Annotated in this window: 17 protein-coding genes; 5 read left to right on the top strand and 12 right to left on the bottom strand. The window is 70.5% G+C overall.

Annotation, left to right across the window (positions count from 1 at the left end; genetic code table 11):
* Both VIB55_RS16740 and VIB55_RS16735 read right to left on the bottom strand, forming a co-directional pair.
* Positions 1-934 (bottom strand): serine hydrolase domain-containing protein (locus tag VIB55_RS16740; protein ID WP_331877811.1); only part of this gene is annotated, 934 nt, incomplete at its 3' end.
* A gap of 53 nt (positions 935-987) precedes the next feature.
* Positions 988-1,404 (bottom strand): hypothetical protein, encoded by a 417-nt coding sequence (locus tag VIB55_RS16735; RefSeq protein ID WP_331877810.1) that lies wholly within the window; start codon positions 1,402-1,404, stop codon positions 988-990.
* A 685-nt stretch (positions 1,405-2,089) separates the two neighbouring features.
* On the opposite strand from VIB55_RS16735, the gene VIB55_RS16730 reads away from it, so the two are divergent.
* A complete protein-coding gene (locus tag VIB55_RS16730) occupies positions 2,090-4,261 on the top strand; it encodes a histidine kinase (RefSeq protein ID WP_331877809.1) in 2,172 nt (723 codons plus the stop codon).
* Positions 4,258-5,037, top strand: a complete 780-nt coding sequence (locus tag VIB55_RS16725; RefSeq protein WP_331877808.1) for a LytTR family DNA-binding domain-containing protein — start codon at positions 4,258-4,260, stop codon at positions 5,035-5,037. The genes VIB55_RS16730 and VIB55_RS16725 overlap by 4 nt, the downstream gene beginning before the upstream one ends.
* A gap of 12 nt (positions 5,038-5,049) precedes the next feature.
* On the opposite strand, the gene VIB55_RS16720 is transcribed toward VIB55_RS16725, so the two are convergent.
* From VIB55_RS16720 to VIB55_RS16710, 3 genes are all read right to left on the bottom strand, one after another.
* Complete coding sequence (locus VIB55_RS16720; protein WP_331877807.1) at positions 5,050-6,012, bottom strand: glycoside hydrolase family 6 protein; 963 nt, start codon at positions 6,010-6,012, stop codon at positions 5,050-5,052.
* 76 nt (positions 6,013-6,088) lie between these two features.
* Entirely contained in the window at positions 6,089-6,523 is a 435-nt protein-coding gene (locus VIB55_RS16715) for a hypothetical protein (RefSeq protein ID WP_331877806.1), read from the bottom strand.
* A 556-nt stretch (positions 6,524-7,079) separates the two neighbouring features.
* Entirely contained in the window at positions 7,080-9,773 is a 2,694-nt protein-coding gene (locus VIB55_RS16710; protein WP_331877805.1) for an ATP-binding protein, read from the bottom strand.
* Between the two features lie 244 nt (positions 9,774-10,017).
* Between VIB55_RS16710 and VIB55_RS16705 the strand changes: the two genes are divergently transcribed.
* Entirely contained in the window at positions 10,018-10,476 is a 459-nt protein-coding gene (locus VIB55_RS16705; RefSeq protein ID WP_331877804.1) for a GNAT family N-acetyltransferase, read from the top strand.
* Positions 10,477-10,497: 21 nt separating this feature from the next.
* Here the strand turns inward: VIB55_RS16705 and VIB55_RS16700 are convergent, their stop codons facing one another.
* The gene (locus VIB55_RS16700) at positions 10,498-11,256 is read right to left on the bottom strand and encodes a nuclear transport factor 2 family protein (protein WP_331877803.1); all 759 of its coding nucleotides are present in this window, start codon (positions 11,254-11,256) and stop codon (positions 10,498-10,500) included.
* Positions 11,257-11,386: 130 nt separating this feature from the next.
* Between VIB55_RS16700 and VIB55_RS16695 the strand changes: the two genes are divergently transcribed.
* Positions 11,387-11,647 carry a hypothetical protein gene (locus VIB55_RS16695; RefSeq protein ID WP_331877802.1) on the top strand — a complete coding sequence of 87 codons (261 nt, stop codon included), beginning with the start codon at positions 11,387-11,389 and terminating at the stop codon, positions 11,645-11,647.
* Between the two features lie 62 nt (positions 11,648-11,709).
* Positions 11,710-12,297: a hypothetical protein gene (locus VIB55_RS16690; RefSeq protein ID WP_331877801.1), complete on the top strand. Its 588-nt coding sequence runs from the start codon at positions 11,710-11,712 to the stop codon at positions 12,295-12,297.
* A 24-nt stretch (positions 12,298-12,321) separates the two neighbouring features.
* Here the strand turns inward: VIB55_RS16690 and VIB55_RS16685 are convergent, their stop codons facing one another.
* The 6 genes from VIB55_RS16685 to VIB55_RS16660 form a co-directional block, all read right to left on the bottom strand.
* The gene (locus VIB55_RS16685; protein WP_331877800.1) at positions 12,322-12,576 is read right to left on the bottom strand and encodes a hypothetical protein; all 255 of its coding nucleotides are present in this window, start codon (positions 12,574-12,576) and stop codon (positions 12,322-12,324) included.
* 30 nt (positions 12,577-12,606) lie between these two features.
* Positions 12,607-12,819: a hypothetical protein gene (locus tag VIB55_RS16680; RefSeq protein ID WP_331877799.1), complete on the bottom strand. Its 213-nt coding sequence runs from the start codon at positions 12,817-12,819 to the stop codon at positions 12,607-12,609.
* Positions 12,820-13,413: 594 nt separating this feature from the next.
* Positions 13,414-13,722, bottom strand: coding sequence for a type II toxin-antitoxin system RelE/ParE family toxin (locus VIB55_RS16675; protein WP_331877798.1), 309 nt, complete (start codon positions 13,720-13,722; stop codon positions 13,414-13,416).
* Positions 13,719-13,970, bottom strand: a complete 252-nt coding sequence (locus tag VIB55_RS16670) for an addiction module protein (RefSeq protein ID WP_331877797.1) — start codon at positions 13,968-13,970, stop codon at positions 13,719-13,721. The genes VIB55_RS16675 and VIB55_RS16670 overlap by 4 nt, the downstream gene beginning before the upstream one ends.
* Before the next feature lie 68 nt (positions 13,971-14,038).
* Positions 14,039-14,395, bottom strand: coding sequence for a fluoride efflux transporter CrcB (gene crcB / locus VIB55_RS16665; protein WP_331877812.1), 357 nt, complete (start codon positions 14,393-14,395; stop codon positions 14,039-14,041).
* 10 nt (positions 14,396-14,405) lie between these two features.
* The gene (locus tag VIB55_RS16660; RefSeq protein ID WP_331877796.1) at positions 14,406-16,190 is read right to left on the bottom strand and encodes a M1 family metallopeptidase; all 1,785 of its coding nucleotides are present in this window, start codon (positions 16,188-16,190) and stop codon (positions 14,406-14,408) included.
* Between the last annotated feature and the right edge of the window lie 894 nt (positions 16,191-17,084).

Raw genomic sequence — 17,084 nt, 5'->3', positions numbered from 1 at the left:
CGCGGACGAACCAGCCCAGCCCGTACCCGGTGGATGCGCCCGATTCCAGGCGAAGCGCCGTCCACAGCAGCTGCCGCGTCGCCGGCGCCAGCAGCTGGCCGTTCATCATCCCGAAGCCAAAGCGCACCAGGTCAGAGGGGGTCGAGATGAAGCCGCCGGCCGCCAGCACGCAGCTGTCGTCATCATGGGGCGCGGGCACCAGCCCCGAGGAGCGGACGTACAGGTCCGCCCGCTCGGGATGCGGCGCGCCCGGCGGCTCCGGGATGGTGCGGTCCATCCCGAGCGGCGCGAACACCTCGCGGCGCATGAAGTCGGCGTACGGCTCCCCGGCGGCGGCCTGCATGGCGGCGCTCACGAGCGTATAGCCGAAGCTGGAGTAGCTGTACCGCGTGCCAGGGCGGGCCAGCAGCGAATCGGCGGCGAAGGCGGCGATCCCCTCGCGGACGTCGTTGCAGTGCCGGTCGCCCAGGACCTCGGCCTCGCTGCCGTAGTGGCGGATGCCGCCCAGGTGGCCCATCAGCTGGCGCGTGGTGACGGGCCAGGGCTTTTCGGGAAACTCGGGGACGTACGACTGCACCGGCGCGTCCAGGTCCAGCCGCCCGCGCTGCACCAGCACCCCCACGCCCGCGGAGGTCATCGCCTTGCCGACGCTGCCCATCCGAAAGCGGGTGAGCGGCGTCACGGGCTTGCGCGCTTCCACGTCGGCCCAGCCGAATCCCTCTGCCCAGACGATCCGGCCGTCGATGCCCACGGCGATGGACAGCCCCGGCAGGGTGTCGCGCTCCACGAGCGCGAGGGCCATGGAACGCGCCCGCTCGATGACGCCCTGGTGCGCAGGCGAGGCATCGGTCGCCTGCGCGGCCGCCGCGCGGGGGAGGATTGCGGCGGTGAGGATGATCGCCACGGCGGCGAGCCGTGCGAATGCGAAGTTCATGAGAGGTCCTGCTCGGGGAATGAGCTCAGTGCGACGGATGACGAGGGAGTGCGTCAGGAGGCGGGAGCCGCGCGGCCGGTCATGCGGCCGGACGACGGGCCATACGTCCAGTCGCCCGTGAAGCTTGCGCCGGTGAAGTTCATGGTGAGCACGGCGTCGCCCATGCGGCCCTGGGCGGTGACACGGATGCTGCTGCCCTGCACGTCTACCGACCGCACCGGAAGCTCGCCGGTCAGCGGCGTGGTGACGGTGCCGGTGTACGCACCGCTTACCGCGCGGGCGATGCGGATGATGCCGTCGAAGTCGCGTCCCTGGACGTTCGAGCGAAAGTTGAACGTGCCCACGGGGTTGGGCGTGGAGGACGCAACTACTGCGGGACCGGCCGCGGGGGCGGAGGCCGGCGCGGTGGCGCAGGCGGTGGTGACGAGCGCGGCGGCGAGGGCGGCGGCGCGGAAGCAACGGAAGCTCATCGGGAAGTCTCGGTCGGATGCTGCGGCTGGTGATGAGAGCGGTGCCTTCAGCCGGTGGGCGAGCCGCTTCGATGGCTCAAGTCTATCCGCTTTCTCGCCTTGCCTGTACATCGATGCTCCCGGCGGTGACATCCGGCAAACGAATGGTGCAATCCGCCTGTCGGATGGGCACGGCGGGCGGACGAAACAGCCCTTGGAGCGCCCACAATCAGCCCCGGAACCCGGCCCCGATCCGCCGCCGCCCTTACGGAACGGGGTCCCGGGTGTGATCTTCGGATTCGGTGATGGCGCCACATCAGCACCTGATCCAGCGCAGGCACTCGCGGCTTCGCTGCGAGGCCAGCCGAAGCGCGATTCAGGTCTCCCCCTCCCCTGCGCAGCGGGGGACGGGGGCCGGGGGGAGGGGGCTCCCGCGGCATGCGAGGCACCCCGTCGAACCCCGACCGAAGTTCCCCCCTCTCCCGCGGAGTTTGCGGGGGAGGGGCCGGGGGAGGGGGAACCGCGGCATGAGCCAGAGCCCGTCCAACTCTCCTCTCCACCTCCCTGATCCTCGATGCCCAGCGGTTCCGTGCCCGCATCCCCACGTCAGAACCCGTCTCCCCCGCGCCCGCAACGCTCCTCGTCCAGAGGGCGCGGGCCGCGTCTGGGCACGTTCGAGCAGGTGCAGCTCCTCGTCCTGGTCTGGATGCTACTCTCGGAACTGTTCCGCGGCGGCATCGGCGTAACGCTGCTCCCCGAAATCCCGCGCACCGGCCCGGCCACGCCCGTGAACACAGGCGCGTGGCTCCTGCGGATCGCGAGCGCCACCGCGTATCCGCTGGTCGCCATCGTGGCCACCCGCCGGTTTCCACTCTGGCACCGGACGACGCGGCACGCCGGCTACTTCCTGGGCGTGCTCGCCACGTTGCACGCGATGGTGGTTCTCGTCGCGCACCTGGTGAATGGCACGTTCAGTTGGCTGTTCTACCTGCACAGGACCTTCGAGTTCGTCGTCTTCACCGTGTTCGCGCACGGGATGCTGTACGGCGAGCGATACCATGAAAAGGAACGCGAGGAGCTTCGGCTTCGCGCGGAAATGGCGGGAAGCACGGCCAACCGCATGCGTGCCCAGGTGCGCGCGCTCAAGATGGAGTGGAGCCCTCGGTTCCTGACGGGAACGCTCGCGAGCATCGGCGAGCTGCTCGGGCGCGACGTGGCGGCGGCCAAGCGCCTGCTGATTGCGCTGAGTTCGGTGCTCAGGCGCACCCTGGCGCACGCGCGCACCGAGACGGTGCGGCTGGAGCAGGAGGTGGAGTTCGTGCGCGAGGTGCTGCGCGTGGAAGCCCTGCGGCGCCCCGGCCTGGAGGTGGAATGGGCGATGGACCAGGCCGTGCTGGAGATGCCGGTGCCGCACATGTCCCTGCTGACCATGGTCTACCAGGCCCTGCCGGACGGAGAGGCGGGGAGTTCGACCATCCGGATCTCCGCCGAGGCCGAGCCCGACGGGGTCCGCATGCGCGTGGATGTCCACGGCATCGCCCTCGACGCCGCGGCGCCTGGGCAGCGGTGGACTGCGGGATACGGCGCCGGGCACGAGTTCCAGCGGATTCCACTCGGTACGGACGGGGTGCGGCTGGAGCTGAGCTGCCCATCCACACCGGCGCAGGTCGTCGCATCGGACGCGCCGGTCCGCCCGGCGGGTCGGCCGCAGGCCGATGCGCCCGCGCCTGCGGTGGAGGACGGGACACCCATCGGCAGGAGCCTGGAATTGGGCACGTACACGGCGTTCGCGCTCTTCTACACGCTTCTGACGCTGTACACCGCCAACCTGCGCGTCGGCGCGGGACGCGTGGTGCTGTCCGCGCCCGCCTGGGTGTACGTCGCCGGGATGGGGGCGTACGCGGCGGTCTGGTGGGCCTCCATGGCCGCGACCGCCCGGTTCCTGTCCACCCGCCATCCCGTGCGCCACGGCAACTGGCCACGCCGCATCGCTCTCCACTTTCTCGGTGCCGCCATCATGGCCCTGCTGAACGGCCTGCTCTACTATCCGTTCCAGCGGTACGTCATCGAAGGGGGAGAGGTGGTGATCGGGTTCCTTTCCGACTGGGACTGGGGCGACCTGGCCGTGTACCCGCCGCTGGCGGGAATCGCGCACGGCTTCATCTACGCGCGGGAGTATCACGCAAAGCGAATCTCGGAGCTGCGCCTGCGCTCGCTGCTGTCCGAAAGCGAACTGGCCCGCACCGACGCGGAGCTGCAGGCGCTCAAGGCCGAGCTCAATCCCCATTTTCTCTTCAACGCGCTGAACACCGTGTCGTCGCTGATGCACACCCGCGTGGACGAAGCCCGGCGCGTGGTCGCCCACCTTTCCGCGCTCCTGCAGCGGGTGCTGGAAAGCGGCGGGCTGCAGGAGGTGGCGCTGAAGGAAGAGGTGGAGTTCGTGCGGCTGTACCTGGAGATCGAGCAGGCGCGTTTCGGCGAGGCGCTGCGCATCACGTACGCCCTGGATCCCGACACCCTGCGAGCGCGCGTGCCCCACCTGCTGATCCAGCCGCTGGTGGAAAACGCGGTGAAGCACGGGCTGCGGCCCCGCGGCGGCACCGGCCAGGTGGTCGTCTCCGCACGGCGGGTGGATGGGTTCCTGGAAGTGACGGTAGCGGACGACGGCGTCGGCCCGGCGCACGCCAGGCCGGAGGACGGCACCGGCACCGGCCTGGCCAACGTGCGGGAGCGGCTGCGGCAGATGTACGGCTCGGAGCACGCCTTCGAACTGGTGCCCACGCCCGGCGGCGGAGCGACGGCCCGCATCCGCATCCCGTTCTCCGAGCGGACCGCGGTGCATCCGGAGCCCTCCGCCCCCGCGCTGGAGGCGGTGTGAGCGACAGGATCCGCGTGCTGATCGTGGACGACGAGCCCCCCGCCCGGGCAGAAGTCCGCCGCCTGCTGCAAACGCAGCCCGACGTGGAGATCGTGGGCGAGTGCGCCAGCGGTGCGCAGGCCATCGCGCGCATCCAGGCCGACAAGCCGGACCTGATCTTCCTGGACATCCAGATGCCCGAGGTCACCGGCTTCGGGGTGCTGCAGGCCATCGGGCCCGAGGGGATGCCGCTGGTGGTGTTCATCACCGCGTACGAGGAGCATGCGCTGCGGGCGTTCGAGGCCCACGCGCTGGACTACCTGCTGAAGCCGTACGAGGACGAGCGGCTGTTCGCGGCGCTGGACCGCGCCCGAACCCGGCTGCGCGCCGCCGGGCAGAAGGACGACGGGCGGCTGCAGGTGCTCCAGGAGTATCTGGCCGAAGCCAGGGGAGGAACCTACCCGGAGGTGTTCGCGATTCGGGTGGGAGAGCGCTACCAGGTGGTGCGCGTGTCCGACATCCGCTGGATCGAGGCCGAAGGCAGCTACGTGCGGCTGCACCTGGTGGAGGGAGACCGCCTGATGCGGCAGTCCATCGGCGACCTGGAAGAGATGCTGCTGGACCCGGCCAAGTTCATCCGCATCCACCGCTCGGCCATCGTCAGCCTTGCGCGGATCGTGGCGGTGGAGCCGCTGTCGAGGGCGGAGTACACCGTCATCCTGGACAACGGAGACCGCGTACCATGCAGCCGCGGCTACCGAAACCAGCTGCGGGAGAAAGTCTTCTTTTCGGGGTGATGCGGCCCCGGGTCAGCGCGGCATCATGCTGCCCAGCGCCTCGGCGGCGCGGCTCAGTTCCAGCGCGTAGTCCGGCCACCAGGCGCCGGCGCGCGGCCCGCCGTTGCAGTTGCCGTCGGACTGGCCGGGCATCTTCACCCACAAAAAGGCGTCGGCCAGGGGGTGGCCGGTGTTCGTGGTGGGCGCGCGGCCCAGCGCCTGGTTGCGTGCGTTGCACCACTCCGGCACCACGGGCGTGCCCCGGCCGTTGCGGCTGGTGTCGATGATGAAGTGCTTGCCGCCCACCAGCCGGCTCAGGCGGTCGCCATACGTCAGGTTCACCTGCACGTTGTGGAAGTTGGAGACGTTCAGCGCGAACCCCTGCGCCCGGTCGATGCCCGCGCCCCGCAGCAGCGCCGCCATGTCGGCCGGCTGCCGCCAGTTGGCGTTCCCCGCGTCGATGTACACGGCCGCGCCGCCCGCCGTCAGCGTCTGCACCGCCTCGCGCATCAGCGCCATCCGCTCGTCACGCAGGCGCAGGGGCAGGCAGTCCATCGAGGGAAGCGCGTCGGGCTCCAGGATGACCACGGCGCGGCGGCCGCGCAGCCCGCGGGCGAAGTCCTGGGCCCAGCGGCGATAGTTGTCGCCGCTGCGCGCGCCGCCGCGGGAGTGCAGCCCGCAGTCGCGGTTGGGAATGTTGTACGCCACCAGCACCGGGAGCGCCCCGGCCGCGCTGATCTGCGTGACCAGGCGGTCCACCTCGGCGCGGATGTTGGGAATCCAGTCGCCCAGCCAGATGGCCTGCGGCTGGTTGGCGATGCGCATCATGTGCGCGGCGTCGGCGGGGCGCGAGCGCTGCCACGCCACCGCCTGCCGCCGCGCGGGCGAGGCCGGATCCACGTACAGCCGCTGCCCGCGGAATGGGTTGGCCGCCTGCCCCGTGCTGGACGACGCCCACAGCACCAGCCCCGCCACCAGCACCAGCAGCGGCAGCACGCGCCACCCCGGCGCCCGCCGTACGAGGGCGGGCGCGGGTGGCGGAGCGGAGTCCGTCGGGGAAGGCAGGGTACCGCTAGTCGGCATCGTCGGCACGGCGATGGCCCGCCTCTTCGGGCGGGAGCGCGCCCTTGGCGACGCCCATCTGCTTCATCATGTACGTCTGCCGCGCCATCAGAATGCGCGAGGCGCGGATGTCGTAGTGCGTCTTGATCATCACCCCCGCCAGGTCGGCGCCCGCCCACAGCAGCGCGGCGAACACGATCAGGCGGATGGTGTCGCCGATCAGCAGCCCCATCCCCACGCCGCCCGGCGGCCGGTCGAACCACCAGTAGCCGAACTGGAAGAGCGCCAGCAGCAGCACCACCGCGGCGGCCACCCGCACCACGACCGTGGCGACCTCGAGCCCCTTCGTGGGCTCCAGGTCTTCTTCGCGCACCTCCACCCCCGCGAGCATCGGCCGCCGCTTGCCGCCGTCCGTCTCGCGTCCTTCGTCCTCGGAGTGCTGCATCGTACCTTGCCGTCGATGTCGAGTGATGTCCGCCTGCACCCGCTCCGTCCGCCCTGCCGACACGGGACGTGCGGGAACGGCGCGAACGGCCGTGCCCCGCCTGGGAGGAGTGCGCGGCGCGCCCACCATTCCATGATGCAAGCCGCGAACCGAAGACGCGGACGGTCAGCTTGCCCCGTTCCGCCGCTCGCGAAGCCGCTCAGAGCCGGCCTTCACCGCACGCGCGCCTCACGCGACGAGGCGCGATTGTCATCCCGATGGAGCGGCCCCACGAAACCTGACGCCTGCACGAAAGACCGCAGCGACTGAGGGATCCGCCACACAGCCCGCGAGACGCACCGCATCCGCGGAATGCGCCGATCCGGTTCCCGTACCGGGCCGAACCTGTCGCCCTTTCCTGCGAAGAAAAACACCTGGGAATCGGTGTTTCCGCTGCTGGCGAACAGGAACGCGCGGTGTGTGGGATCCCTCGGTCGCTGCCAGCTTCGGTGCGCCGGCAGGTTCACCGTGGCCGCTCCGTCGGGATGACAACCGTGCGCTCGCCCACCCCTCACTTTCAGCCGCCAGCCGGGAGGGTGAGGGTGAACACGCTTCCCTCCCCCGGGGTGCTGCGGGCCACCAAGTCGCCGCCCATTCCGCGCGCCAGGTCGCGGCTGATGGCCAGCCCCAGCCCCGTTCCCTCGCCGGGGGTGTTCAGCCCGCGGCCCACCTGCACGAAGGGCTCGAAGATGGCCTCCAGCTTGTCTTCGGGGATGCCAATGCCGGTGTCGGCGACGGTGATCTCCGCCACCGCATCGCCGCCGGTCCGCGCGCCGATGGTGATGCGCCCGCCCTCCGGCGTGAAGCGCACGGCGTTGGACACCACGTTCAGCAGGATCTGGCGCAGCTTCTCGGGGTCGGCGCGCACGACCACGCCCGCGTCGCACTCCGCCACCAGCGTGTGGCGCCGGCTCTGGGCCTGCGGCAGGACCAGCGACTCCACCTCGGCCACGGCGCCGGGCGCGTCCACGTCGCCGACGTCGTAGTGGACGGTGCCCGTTTCCAGCTTGGCGTAGTTCAGCACCTCATTGATGAGCCCCAGCAGGTGCTGCTGGCTGCGGCGGATGCGCTCCAGGTCCGTCGCCTGCTCCGGCGTCACCGCGCCGCGGATGCCCATCGCCAGCAGCTCGGTGTAGCCGCCGATGGCGTTCAGAGGCGTGCGCAGCTCGTGGCTCATCACCGCCAGGAACTCGCTCTTGGCGCGGTTGGCGGCCTCGGCCTCGGCGCGGGCACGCTCGGCGTCGCGGAACAGGCGCGCGTTGTCGACGGCGATCGCCGCCCGGTGCGCCAGGTCTTCCGCCACGCGCAGGTCCGCCTCGTCGTAGCCGCGCCCCGACTCGGTCATGCACAGGGTGAGCACGCCCACGGTGCGCCCCCGCGCCACCAGCGGCACGATGATGAAGGCGGAAAACTGCAGCAGCCTCAGCATGGCCAGGTGCTCCGCGTCCCTGGCGCCGGCCGCCAGCATCTCGTCCGTGATGCGGGGCACCATCACGGGCGTGCCGGTCTTGAGCACCCCCGCGCTCCCCTGCTCGCCCGACCAGTCGGTGGGGTACAGCGAGGTGAACTCCTCCGCCAGGGCCAGCTTGGCGGCGTCGCGGTGGAAGATGGCGACGCGCTCCATCTCCGGCGGGCCCTCCGCGCCCGGGTTGGCCAGGATGTCCACCGCGCACCAGTCCCCCAGCGCAGGCACCGCCGCCTGGGCGACGGCGCGCAGGGTGGTCGCGTAGTCCAGCGAGGCCGAGAGCGCGCGGCTGGCCTCGGCCAGCAGCGACGCGGCCTCTTCCCGGCGCCTGCGCTCGGTGACGTCCTGGAACACCAGCGACACGCCGTCCGGCGCGGGGTAGATGCGCGCCTCCACCCACCGGCCGATCACCGGGCTGAACCCCTCCACCTCCGTTCGCTCGCCCGTGCGGACGGTCTCGTGGATGCCCGCGTACATGGGAGACTGGGCCGCGTCGGCGAACAGCTCGTCCATCCGGCGCCCCATCACCTCCGCCGAGGTCTTGCCCAACAGCTTCTCGGCCTGCGGATTCACGTAGGTAAAGCGCAGCTCCCGGTCGAACGCGGCGAACGGATCCTGGATGGTTTCCAGGAGCGAGGCCAGCCGCTCGGCGTTGTGCAGTTCCGCCGCGTGAAGGCGCGCGCGCTCCAGCGCCAGGCCGCACTGCTCGCCCAGCGTCGCCAGAAAGGTGCGCGTGGCCTCGTCGAACTCCTGCGGCACGCGAAAGCTGAACGACAGCACGGCGATGGTGCGCTCGCCGCTGGCCACGGGCACGGCCCCGAAGGCCTGGTATCCCAGCCGCACGAGGTCTTCGGGGGCCCCGGGAAAGCGCTCCCGCCACGCCTCGGGCGAGTCCACCAGCATGATCTCGCGCCGCAGCACCGCCTCCGACACCGGGCGCCCCGGCTCCAGCGGAAAGGTGCGGTAGCGGTCCGCCAGCTCCTTGCCGTACCCGGCCGTCCTCACGATCTCGAACTGCCCCGCCTCGGCCCGCAGGATGGCCAGCGAAGCGGCGTCGGCACCCGTGGCGGCCAGCCCTCCCTCCAGGATCACGTCGGCCACGGCTTCGGGGCTCACCGCCTGGTTCAGCAGCGCCGTCAGCCGCTGCAGGCGGCGGGCCTGGTCCAGCGTGCGCTCCCGCTCCCGTGCCTCTTCCGCCAGGCGCGCGCCCGCCGTCTTCAGCTCGTCGGCCGAGGCTTCCAGCTCCGCCGCCTGCTCTTCGGCGATGCGCCGGGCCACGACCAGGTCGGTGATGTCGACGCCGTGGCCCAGGATGCCGTCCACGCGCCCATCACCGTCGCGCAGCGGCTGGTAGACGAAGTTGAAGAACCGCTCCTCGGGGGGAGCGCCGGAGATGACGCGGAGCTGCATGGGCATCTCCACCGCCACGAACGGCTCACCGCTCTGGTACACGCCATCCAGCAGGGCCAGAAAGCCCTGCTCCGCCACCTCGGGCACGGCCTCGCGCACGGGCCGGCCGACGACGTCGCGGCCGCCAAGCAGGCGCAGGTACGGTGGATTGGCGAGTTCGAAGACGTGGTCCGGGCCGCGGAGCACGGCGATCAGCGCGGGGGCGTTCGCAAAGATCTCCGTCAGCCGCTCGTCGTCTACCCGCGAGGCCCCGCGCTCAGGGGCGCGAAAAGGCACCGATGCGGGCGCGGCGGCGTCCAGTTCGGTGCCCGAGGGGGAGTCGTGGGAATCGGCCAACGGGATCTCCGGTGCGTCGCGTCGCGTGCGTGAGCCAGCGTGGCTGCAGTACGATAGCGCGGAGGTACTCTCAACTTCAATGCTCGCGGCGTGGCAGTCGTTCGCAACCCGGGTCGCCGCTGTCCAGCCTGCTGTCACCGGGCGTATCTTTCCGGCGCGGCTGGGGCGCGGGCGGCACGAAAACCGCCGTCCCCAACGCGCTCCGCGGAGGCGGGACGACTCAACACAATTTTCGGGACGAACGATGGATTTCCGGTACGCGGAAGAAGCAGACGCGCCGTTCCTGGCCGACATCAACCGCCAGCTGATCGAGGACGAGTGGGACGGCGGAGGGATGTCGCTGCGGCGGCTCGAGGAGCGCATGCTCCGCTGGATCCGCGAAGACGACTATACGGCCGTCCTCTTTTTGGAAGAGGGCGCCACCGTGGCCTATTCCATGGTGAGCGTGGACGAAGATTCGGCGTACATCCGCCACTTCTTCGTGCTCAAGGAGCACCGCGGCAAGGGCGTGGGGCGGCGCGCCATCCAGGTTCTGCTGTCGCGGGTGATCCCGCCGCACGCCCGCGTTACGCTGGACGTGCTGGCCAGCAACCACACCGGCCACGGGTTCTGGCGGTCGCAGGGCTTCCACGACTACGCCATCCGCATGGAGCTGCTTCCGCGTGAGCCGGCGGATGGGACGGAAAGCCCGGCCACGGGCTGACGCCAGCCTGAGAGGTCGCCGTCAGGGGATGCGCGGAAACGTCGTCGCCTCGCCGTTGATAAGCCGCGTCATGCTGGCGACGCGGCCGCTGGCGTCGCGGCTGAACACCATCCGCACCATACCGTTGGAGGGCGACAGCTGGCGGAACTCGAAGATCCCCGGGCCGATGGCCTCCAGCGGGATCTCGGCGCCGGACGGCTCCACCATCGCCAACGCCGCGCCGCGCACCTCCACCCGAAGGACCAGTCCGCGCGGCGTTCGGTATCCCCCCGCGAAGTCGCCGAGCGGACCCGATCGGTCGACGGATACCCGGGGCGTGAACACCAGCTCGCGCGTGCTCTGGGCCGCGGCAACGCGCCAGATTCCGCCGCCGCGCTCCAGCACGGTCAGATAGCGGTAGGCGGCGGAGGTGGACCCGTCCGTTTCCGTCACGCGGGTGGTGGCGACCGCCAGGGGATGCGCCGCCACGCGCACCGACTCCTCCGCCCACTGCATGGCCAGGCGCCCGCCGTTGACGTGGGTTGCCGCCTGCTCGAGCATCGCCGCCCGGTCGAACGCCCGCCCGCTGCTCAGCGTGAGCGAGAAATCCTGCGCCGTGTGGGTCTGCAGGTATGCCGTGTCAGCGGTGGCGAAGGCGCGCCACCAGTCACGTTGCGCGGCGAGCGCACCAGTCGTGTCCGCCGCGGTGCTCCCCGGCAGCGCGGCGGGGACGGTGTCGGCACAGGCGGCTTCTGAAATCGCCAGCGAGAGGCACACCAGGCTCACTGCGAAGCGTGTCATCGCGGATCTCCCGTGGGTAGGGGGTGAAATGCGAGGTCTTGCGCGGCACGGAAGCGGACAGGCGGCCCACCTCTTGCCCGCATCGGATCCCGTTGAAATGCGCGGGTTCCCCGAGACGGTGGAGGTGGCGATGGCAATGGTTCCGTGCCGCGAATGCGGCGGAAGCGTCAGCAGCGAGGCGGCGGTGTGCCCCCACTGCGGAATCCGTGAGCCGGCCGGTGCCGTCACCGGGCACAACCGGGCGCATGCTGGCCCCGTGCACGATCCTCGCGACCATGCCCCCGTGCGGCGGCGGGGCGGCAAGACCGGGTGGATGGTCGCCTTCCTGCTCCTGCTGGTGCTCCTGGCGCTGTTCGCCCTCTGGTACACCGACATCGTCAACTTCACCTGACGAGCGGCGGAAGCGCCGCCCGGCGCTTCCGCCGTCCTGGACATTCCCCACGTGGAGAATCGATGCGCGGAACGATGATGGTGCTGTGCTGTGCCGCGCTCATGGGATGCCGGGCCTCGGCACCCGCCGCCGCCACCCCGCAGGACGCGTTCTGGGCATCGCTGCAGGCACTGTGCGGGCGGGCGTACGGCGGACGGATGGCGGTGGGCTCCGCGCCCGCCGACACGGCGTTCGCCGGCAAGCCGATGGTGATGCACGTGCGCCGGTGTACGGAAACCGAGGTGCAGGTTCCCTTTCACGTGGGCGACGACCACTCGCGAACGTGGATCATTACCCGCACGGCCGCCGGGCTTCGGCTGAAGCACGACCACCGCCACGCCGACGGCAGCGAAGACCGCGTCACGCAGTACGGCGGCGACACGCGCGGCCCGGGCACAGCGTCCACGCAGGAATTCCATGCGGACGCGCACACCGCCACCCTCATTCCCGCGGCCGTCACCAACGTGTGGACGGTGGAGGTGGTGCCGGGGGCGCGCTTCGCCTACGCCCTGCGCCGCGAAGGCACCGACCGCCGCTTCCGCGTGGAGTTCGACCTCACCCGCCGCGTCCCGCCGCCGCCCGCACCGTGGGGCTACTCCGACGGCGACTAGCGCCCCACAAAACCGGCGGCCGACTCAGAACTCGGCGCACGCCAGGACGAGGATCACCATCAGCGCCATTGCCGCCAGCTGAAACATCAGGGCTCGCCGGCGAAGGCGCTGCCCCCGCTCGGTGAAGCGCTTCTGGCCCAGGAACGCGCCGCGCGTCAGCGCGCTCCGCGAACTCGTTCCGGGTGCCGTTTCCGACGCCGAAGCGAAGATCGAGACCACGGCGACTCCGCCGCACGCCACCGCGGCGAAGAAGAGCATCATACACAGGATGTCGCGCATGGGATGGGCCTGCGGTGAAAGGTAGGCGCCTCACGGAGGGCCGATGGGAAGCTGGATCACGCGCCATCGCTCCCGGCGCCGTTCCGTGAGCGCCGAGACCCCGCCGGTGATCGCACCCACCTCCGCGGCGACGAGCGTCGAGAACCACACCAGGCTCGCGCCGGACTCCGACTGCAGGTACAGCCCGAACAACGCTCCGGCGACGGCGCCGATCCCGGCGCCCTGCAGTCCGCGTTCGATCACCCAGCCTGGTGAGCGGAGGCCTCCCCAGGCCTTCCTCCACGCGAAGGATGTCCCGCACGGGAATGCGGAACAGCACCGGCGTCGCGGGCGATCGCAGGATGACAGTATCCGGCGAGGCAGTGACGAGGTTGCCCGCGAATCGCCCCTCCGGCGTTTCCACCCGCAGCAGAACGCCCGCCTGCCGCTCCCGCGACGGCTGCGCGTGAAGGTCGGCACAGACCAGGGACAGCAGTACGGCAGCGAGGCGCAACATCCATCGCGCCACGGTTCGGTCGTGCCGTATCGCAAGCAACTGCATGTGGCCTGCATGATTCGAGTTTGGAAAGGCGGAGCGGGCGGATGCATTGCGAGAATCCTACCCGCCGGAAAGGTGCGGGCGTCCTGCGGGCGCGGGTTACGCGCCCGGCGGGTCCGCGTCGGCCATGCTGGGCGCGCCGCTGCGGCCCGCACGCACGCCCGGACCGCCTCTCTTCGTCGGCGGAAGGTAAACACCCGAGGGTCACCGCTCGGCTCACTTCGAGGACGTGACGAGCAGTTCCCGCCCGCCCCGGCACGCGAGGAGCTTCTCGGGTCGCACCGCGGAATGGCTACCTCTCAGAACCCGTTCCGCAGACGCTTCATCCAGTACCCGGGCCGCCGACGGTGGTGGGCAACCGCCGCAATCAGAATCGACTCCGGCCGGAGCTGATAGAAGATACTGTATGGAAACCGCTTGATGACGAACTGCCGCGCCACCCGCCGAAACGGCTTCCCAATCATCGGATTGTCCCGTAGGAGCCCGCGGAAATGCTTGATCTCGGCCACGAAGTCGTCCGCGGCCGCAGACTCTCCCGACTGCTCTCTGTAGAACGCGACCGCCTGCTCGACTTCCATGTCGGCCTCGGGATGCACAACGATCTTCAACGCAGGAGCGATTCCCATCGCGCAATGGCCTCGTCGATGGGTATCGGAGTGACCTCCCCGGAATCTACCTTAGCGATCCGCCGTTCCAGTTCGGCAGCCCACTCATCTTCCCAATCATCCACAGTTTCGGGCCGGCCCTCCAGCCTGGCCTGGAGACCGTCTATCACGGGCTTCGACTCGTCTTCCGGAATCTGACGCGCGGCAGCCTTGATCTCTTCGGCGGTGAGCATCTTCTTCCTCTTGCTCATGGTTCATCATCCTCCGCGAAAAGATACACTGTGAGCGGCACCGGAGCCAGGAAAAAATACATGCGCGCTCATGGCGCCAGCCTTGTAGCGCTCCACATTCCGAGCACGACACCGAGCAAACCGGACACCAGACTGAGGCCCACGTAGGCCGCCGCCACGCCGTACGCGCGGTGCTGCCACAGGACCATCGTCTCGTAGCCAAAGGTGCTGAACGTAGTCAGCCCGCCGCAGAAGCCCACCGCCAGCAGCGCGCGCCGCGGATCGTCCGGGGGAACCAGCGTGACCACGACGCCCAGCAGCAGCGAGCCCGCCACGTTCACGCCAAAGGTGGCCCACGGGAACCCGGCCCCGGCGGGCGCGCCCACCCACCGCCCCGCGGCGTAGCGCGCGACGGCGCCCGCGGCCCCGCCGAGCGCCACCAGCATCCAGTTCACGTCAGCGAAGCTCCGCGCGGTTGTTGGCGCGCTCCAGGTCCAGCAGCACCCACTCGGGGTCCAGCATGGCCTCGGCCGGGCGGGAACGGGTGACGACCTCCACCGTCTGCCGGCGGGCGCGCGAGTCCAGGGTACGCGTGGCGTCGCCCACGCGCAGCACCACGGGCATCCACGCCTGCCCCATCCGCAGCACCTCCACGCGCGTGCGCCAGCGCCCGTCGCCCGTGGGCGCGGTGCTCGCCCGGGCGATGCCGTAGTCCAGCCGGTCCGTCCGGGCGATCCACTGCCCGAAGAACCAGTCCAGGTCGCGGCGGCTCACCTCCTCCGCCGCGCGCTGGAAGTCCTCGCCCGTCACGTGCTGAAGCCGGTGCCGCGCGTAGAAGGTCCGCAGGATCCGGCGGAACGTCTGCTCGCCCACCAGTTCGCGCAGCATGCGGAAAACGGCCGACGCGCGGGTGTACGTCATTGCGCTGTAGATGCGGGGCGACGAGAAGGCCGCGCCCGGCAGGCCGATCGCCTCGATGGAATCCGTCCGCTCCAGCCGCTCCAGCCCCGCCATCGTCCCGCGCCAGACGGCGGTGTCGCCCTGCAGCTCGCGGCGCCAGTTGACCATGAACGAGGTGAAGCCCTCGTCCAGCCATCCCTCGCGCCACTCGTTGTTGGCCAGGATGCCGTGCAGGTACTGGTGCGTCACCTCGTGCACGATCAGCCCCTCGCTGGCCGAGCCGTTCATCACCAGCATGGGAAACTCGGTGCCGCCGCTTTCCAGGCGGTGAACGTTGGTGAGCTGCGGCCACGGGTACGGGCCGAACACCCCTTCCAGCCAGGTGAGCGCGTCGTAGGTGCGCCGGGTGGCGGCGTTCTCGTCCCACGCGGTGTCGCCGGGCAGGTACAGCACGTGGATTCCCGCCACGCCGTGCATCCCCCTGGCCTCGTCGAGCACCGAGCGCTCCACGAACTCGTGCATGTACGCCGGGTCCGCACTCCAGCCGAAGTGGTGCACGCTGTCCGCCACGAAGCGCACCCGCTTGCGCCCCGCCGCCGCCTCGCCCGCCAGCAGACCCAGCCCGTCCGCGGGGCCGGGGCGCACGGAAAGGCCCAGCGTGGCGTTCTGGTAGCCCGGGTTCCCCTCCACCGCGATCCCCGTGGAGCCGATCACCTGGTCGGCGGCCACGTCAAGCGTCACGTCGTAGCGGCCGAACTCGCCGTAGAACTCGCCCTGCGGCAGCAGCGCCTGGTACGCCCAGCCCGTGCGGTCGAATACGGCGATGCGCGGGTACCACTGCGCGAAGTCGAAGTGGCGCCCCCGCCTGCCCTGCCGCCGCGGAAGGGTGCTGAGCCGCGCATCCCAGTCCATTACCACCGTCACCGACGCGCCCGGGGCCAGCGGGCGCGGCAGCGGAAGGGCGGCGACGGTGGAGTCGGGCGCGCCGGGGTAGGCGGGGCGCACGGCGGCGCCGTCCACCGTCACCGAGGTGAAGCGCTCGAACGCGTGCTCCTGCGGCCCCAGGTCGGTGAAGCGCCGCTCGCCGTATTCCAGCTCGCGCCGGGCCCAGGCGCTGTTGGGGCGAAAGGCGTTCAGGTGCTGGTGGATGAACAGCGTGTCGAGCGTGGACCGGGAACGGTTGGTGTAGCGCAGCCGCGCCCGGCCGTGCAGCACGTCGCTTTCCTCGTCCAGCGTCGCCTCGATGCGGTAGTCGACGCCCTGCTGAAAGTACGCGCGCTCCTGTGCCGCCACGGGGGCGGCCAGGAGCAGAAGAGCGAGTGCCGGAACGATCCTGATCATCCGCGTGTCCTGGTGTCGTGGTCGGGAAGTGGCTGCGGCCAACATGCAGGACCCGTGCGGGGACGGCAACGGTCACCGGAACCGAGGCGTCGGCTCTGCTGGGGCGAATAAATTCGCGGCAAAGACGGCCCGAAGTCCGCCTTCGCGGACTGCATGGGATGGCAGTGTGCGCGTGGCCAGCCCAGGCGCACTCGAATTCTCCCTTTCCCCTGCGAAGCGGGGGAGAGGGGGCTGCCCGGGGCATGTGCGGGGAACAGTCGAAACGCACCCGATCCGTGTCCTGCCGTCTACCGAACCACCAGCGCGCCAGAGCGCGATGAAGCAGGCAGGGGCCCGTCCCAAGCGCGGGGTAACCCGCGCTAGAACAGCGGAAAGCCCCGACTCGAGCCGCTGTCGCGTCCCGGTCGGGGGCTTCACCTGCATGCGAAACGGACCTGCCGAAGGTCGCCTATCTTCTTGCTGGACCTGCGGCGCGAAGCCGGGGCGCGCCACCCAAGCCATTATCACACCGCCGCAAGCCAGTCCGCGCAGGCGGACTTCGTGTGGTTGTTGCAGCGACTTCAGTCGCCCGCGCAGGGCGTCGGCACCGTTCCCTAGGTTCCGGCGCCACCCTCCGCCGCGCCCGAGTTCCACGGACCCAGTGACCGCTGCCGCGCCCTGGCTTGTACGTGGCCGCGGCTAGATCCTTCGGCCCGCGAAGGACGGTTTACGGGCCGGTGCGGTGCGCCTGGGCCTGAATAGAAAAAGTCCAGTTCGTCTAATTCTAAACGGCGCCCCCGAGCCTCTTTTTCATCCCTCAGGGTCGGCCGCAGGACGGTGAAAGACTCAGGATGACAGGGTCACGTGTGCGGGCCGGGTAGAGGTGGATTCCGCGAGGGAGCAGCCGAAACGCAC

Source organism: Longimicrobium sp., from assembly GCF_036554565.1.
Taxonomy (GTDB): domain Bacteria; phylum Gemmatimonadota; class Gemmatimonadetes; order Longimicrobiales; family Longimicrobiaceae; genus Longimicrobium.
Note: the sequence above shows the minus strand (reverse complement) of the source record. Positions and strands in the feature narration are given on the sequence as shown.

Excerpts from the sequence above, each read along its gene's own strand:
- VIB55_RS16735 (WP_331877810.1), bottom strand. The coding sequence starts at position 1,404 with ATGAGCTTCCGTTGCTTCCGCGCCGCCGCCCTCGCCGCCGCGCTCGTC.
- VIB55_RS16730 (WP_331877809.1), top strand. The coding sequence starts at position 2,090 with ATGCTACTCTCGGAACTGTTCCGCGGCGGCATCGGCGTAACGCTGCTC.
- VIB55_RS16715 (WP_331877806.1), bottom strand. The coding sequence starts at position 6,523 with ATGCAGCACTCCGAGGACGAAGGACGCGAGACGGACGGCGGCAAGCGG.
- VIB55_RS16705 (WP_331877804.1), top strand. The coding sequence starts at position 10,018 with ATGGATTTCCGGTACGCGGAAGAAGCAGACGCGCCGTTCCTGGCCGAC.
- VIB55_RS16700 (WP_331877803.1), bottom strand. The coding sequence starts at position 11,256 with ATGACACGCTTCGCAGTGAGCCTGGTGTGCCTCTCGCTGGCGATTTCA.
- VIB55_RS16695 (WP_331877802.1), top strand. The coding sequence starts at position 11,387 with ATGGCAATGGTTCCGTGCCGCGAATGCGGCGGAAGCGTCAGCAGCGAG.
- VIB55_RS16690 (WP_331877801.1), top strand. The coding sequence starts at position 11,710 with ATGCGCGGAACGATGATGGTGCTGTGCTGTGCCGCGCTCATGGGATGC.
- VIB55_RS16685 (WP_331877800.1), bottom strand. The coding sequence starts at position 12,576 with ATGCGCGACATCCTGTGTATGATGCTCTTCTTCGCCGCGGTGGCGTGC.
- VIB55_RS16670 (WP_331877797.1), bottom strand. The coding sequence starts at position 13,970 with ATGAGCAAGAGGAAGAAGATGCTCACCGCCGAAGAGATCAAGGCTGCC.
- crcB (WP_331877812.1), bottom strand. The coding sequence starts at position 14,395 with ATGCTGGTGGCGCTCGGCGGGGCCGCGGGCGCCGTCGCGCGCTACGCC.
- VIB55_RS16660 (WP_331877796.1), bottom strand. The coding sequence starts at position 16,190 with ATGATCAGGATCGTTCCGGCACTCGCTCTTCTGCTCCTGGCCGCCCCC.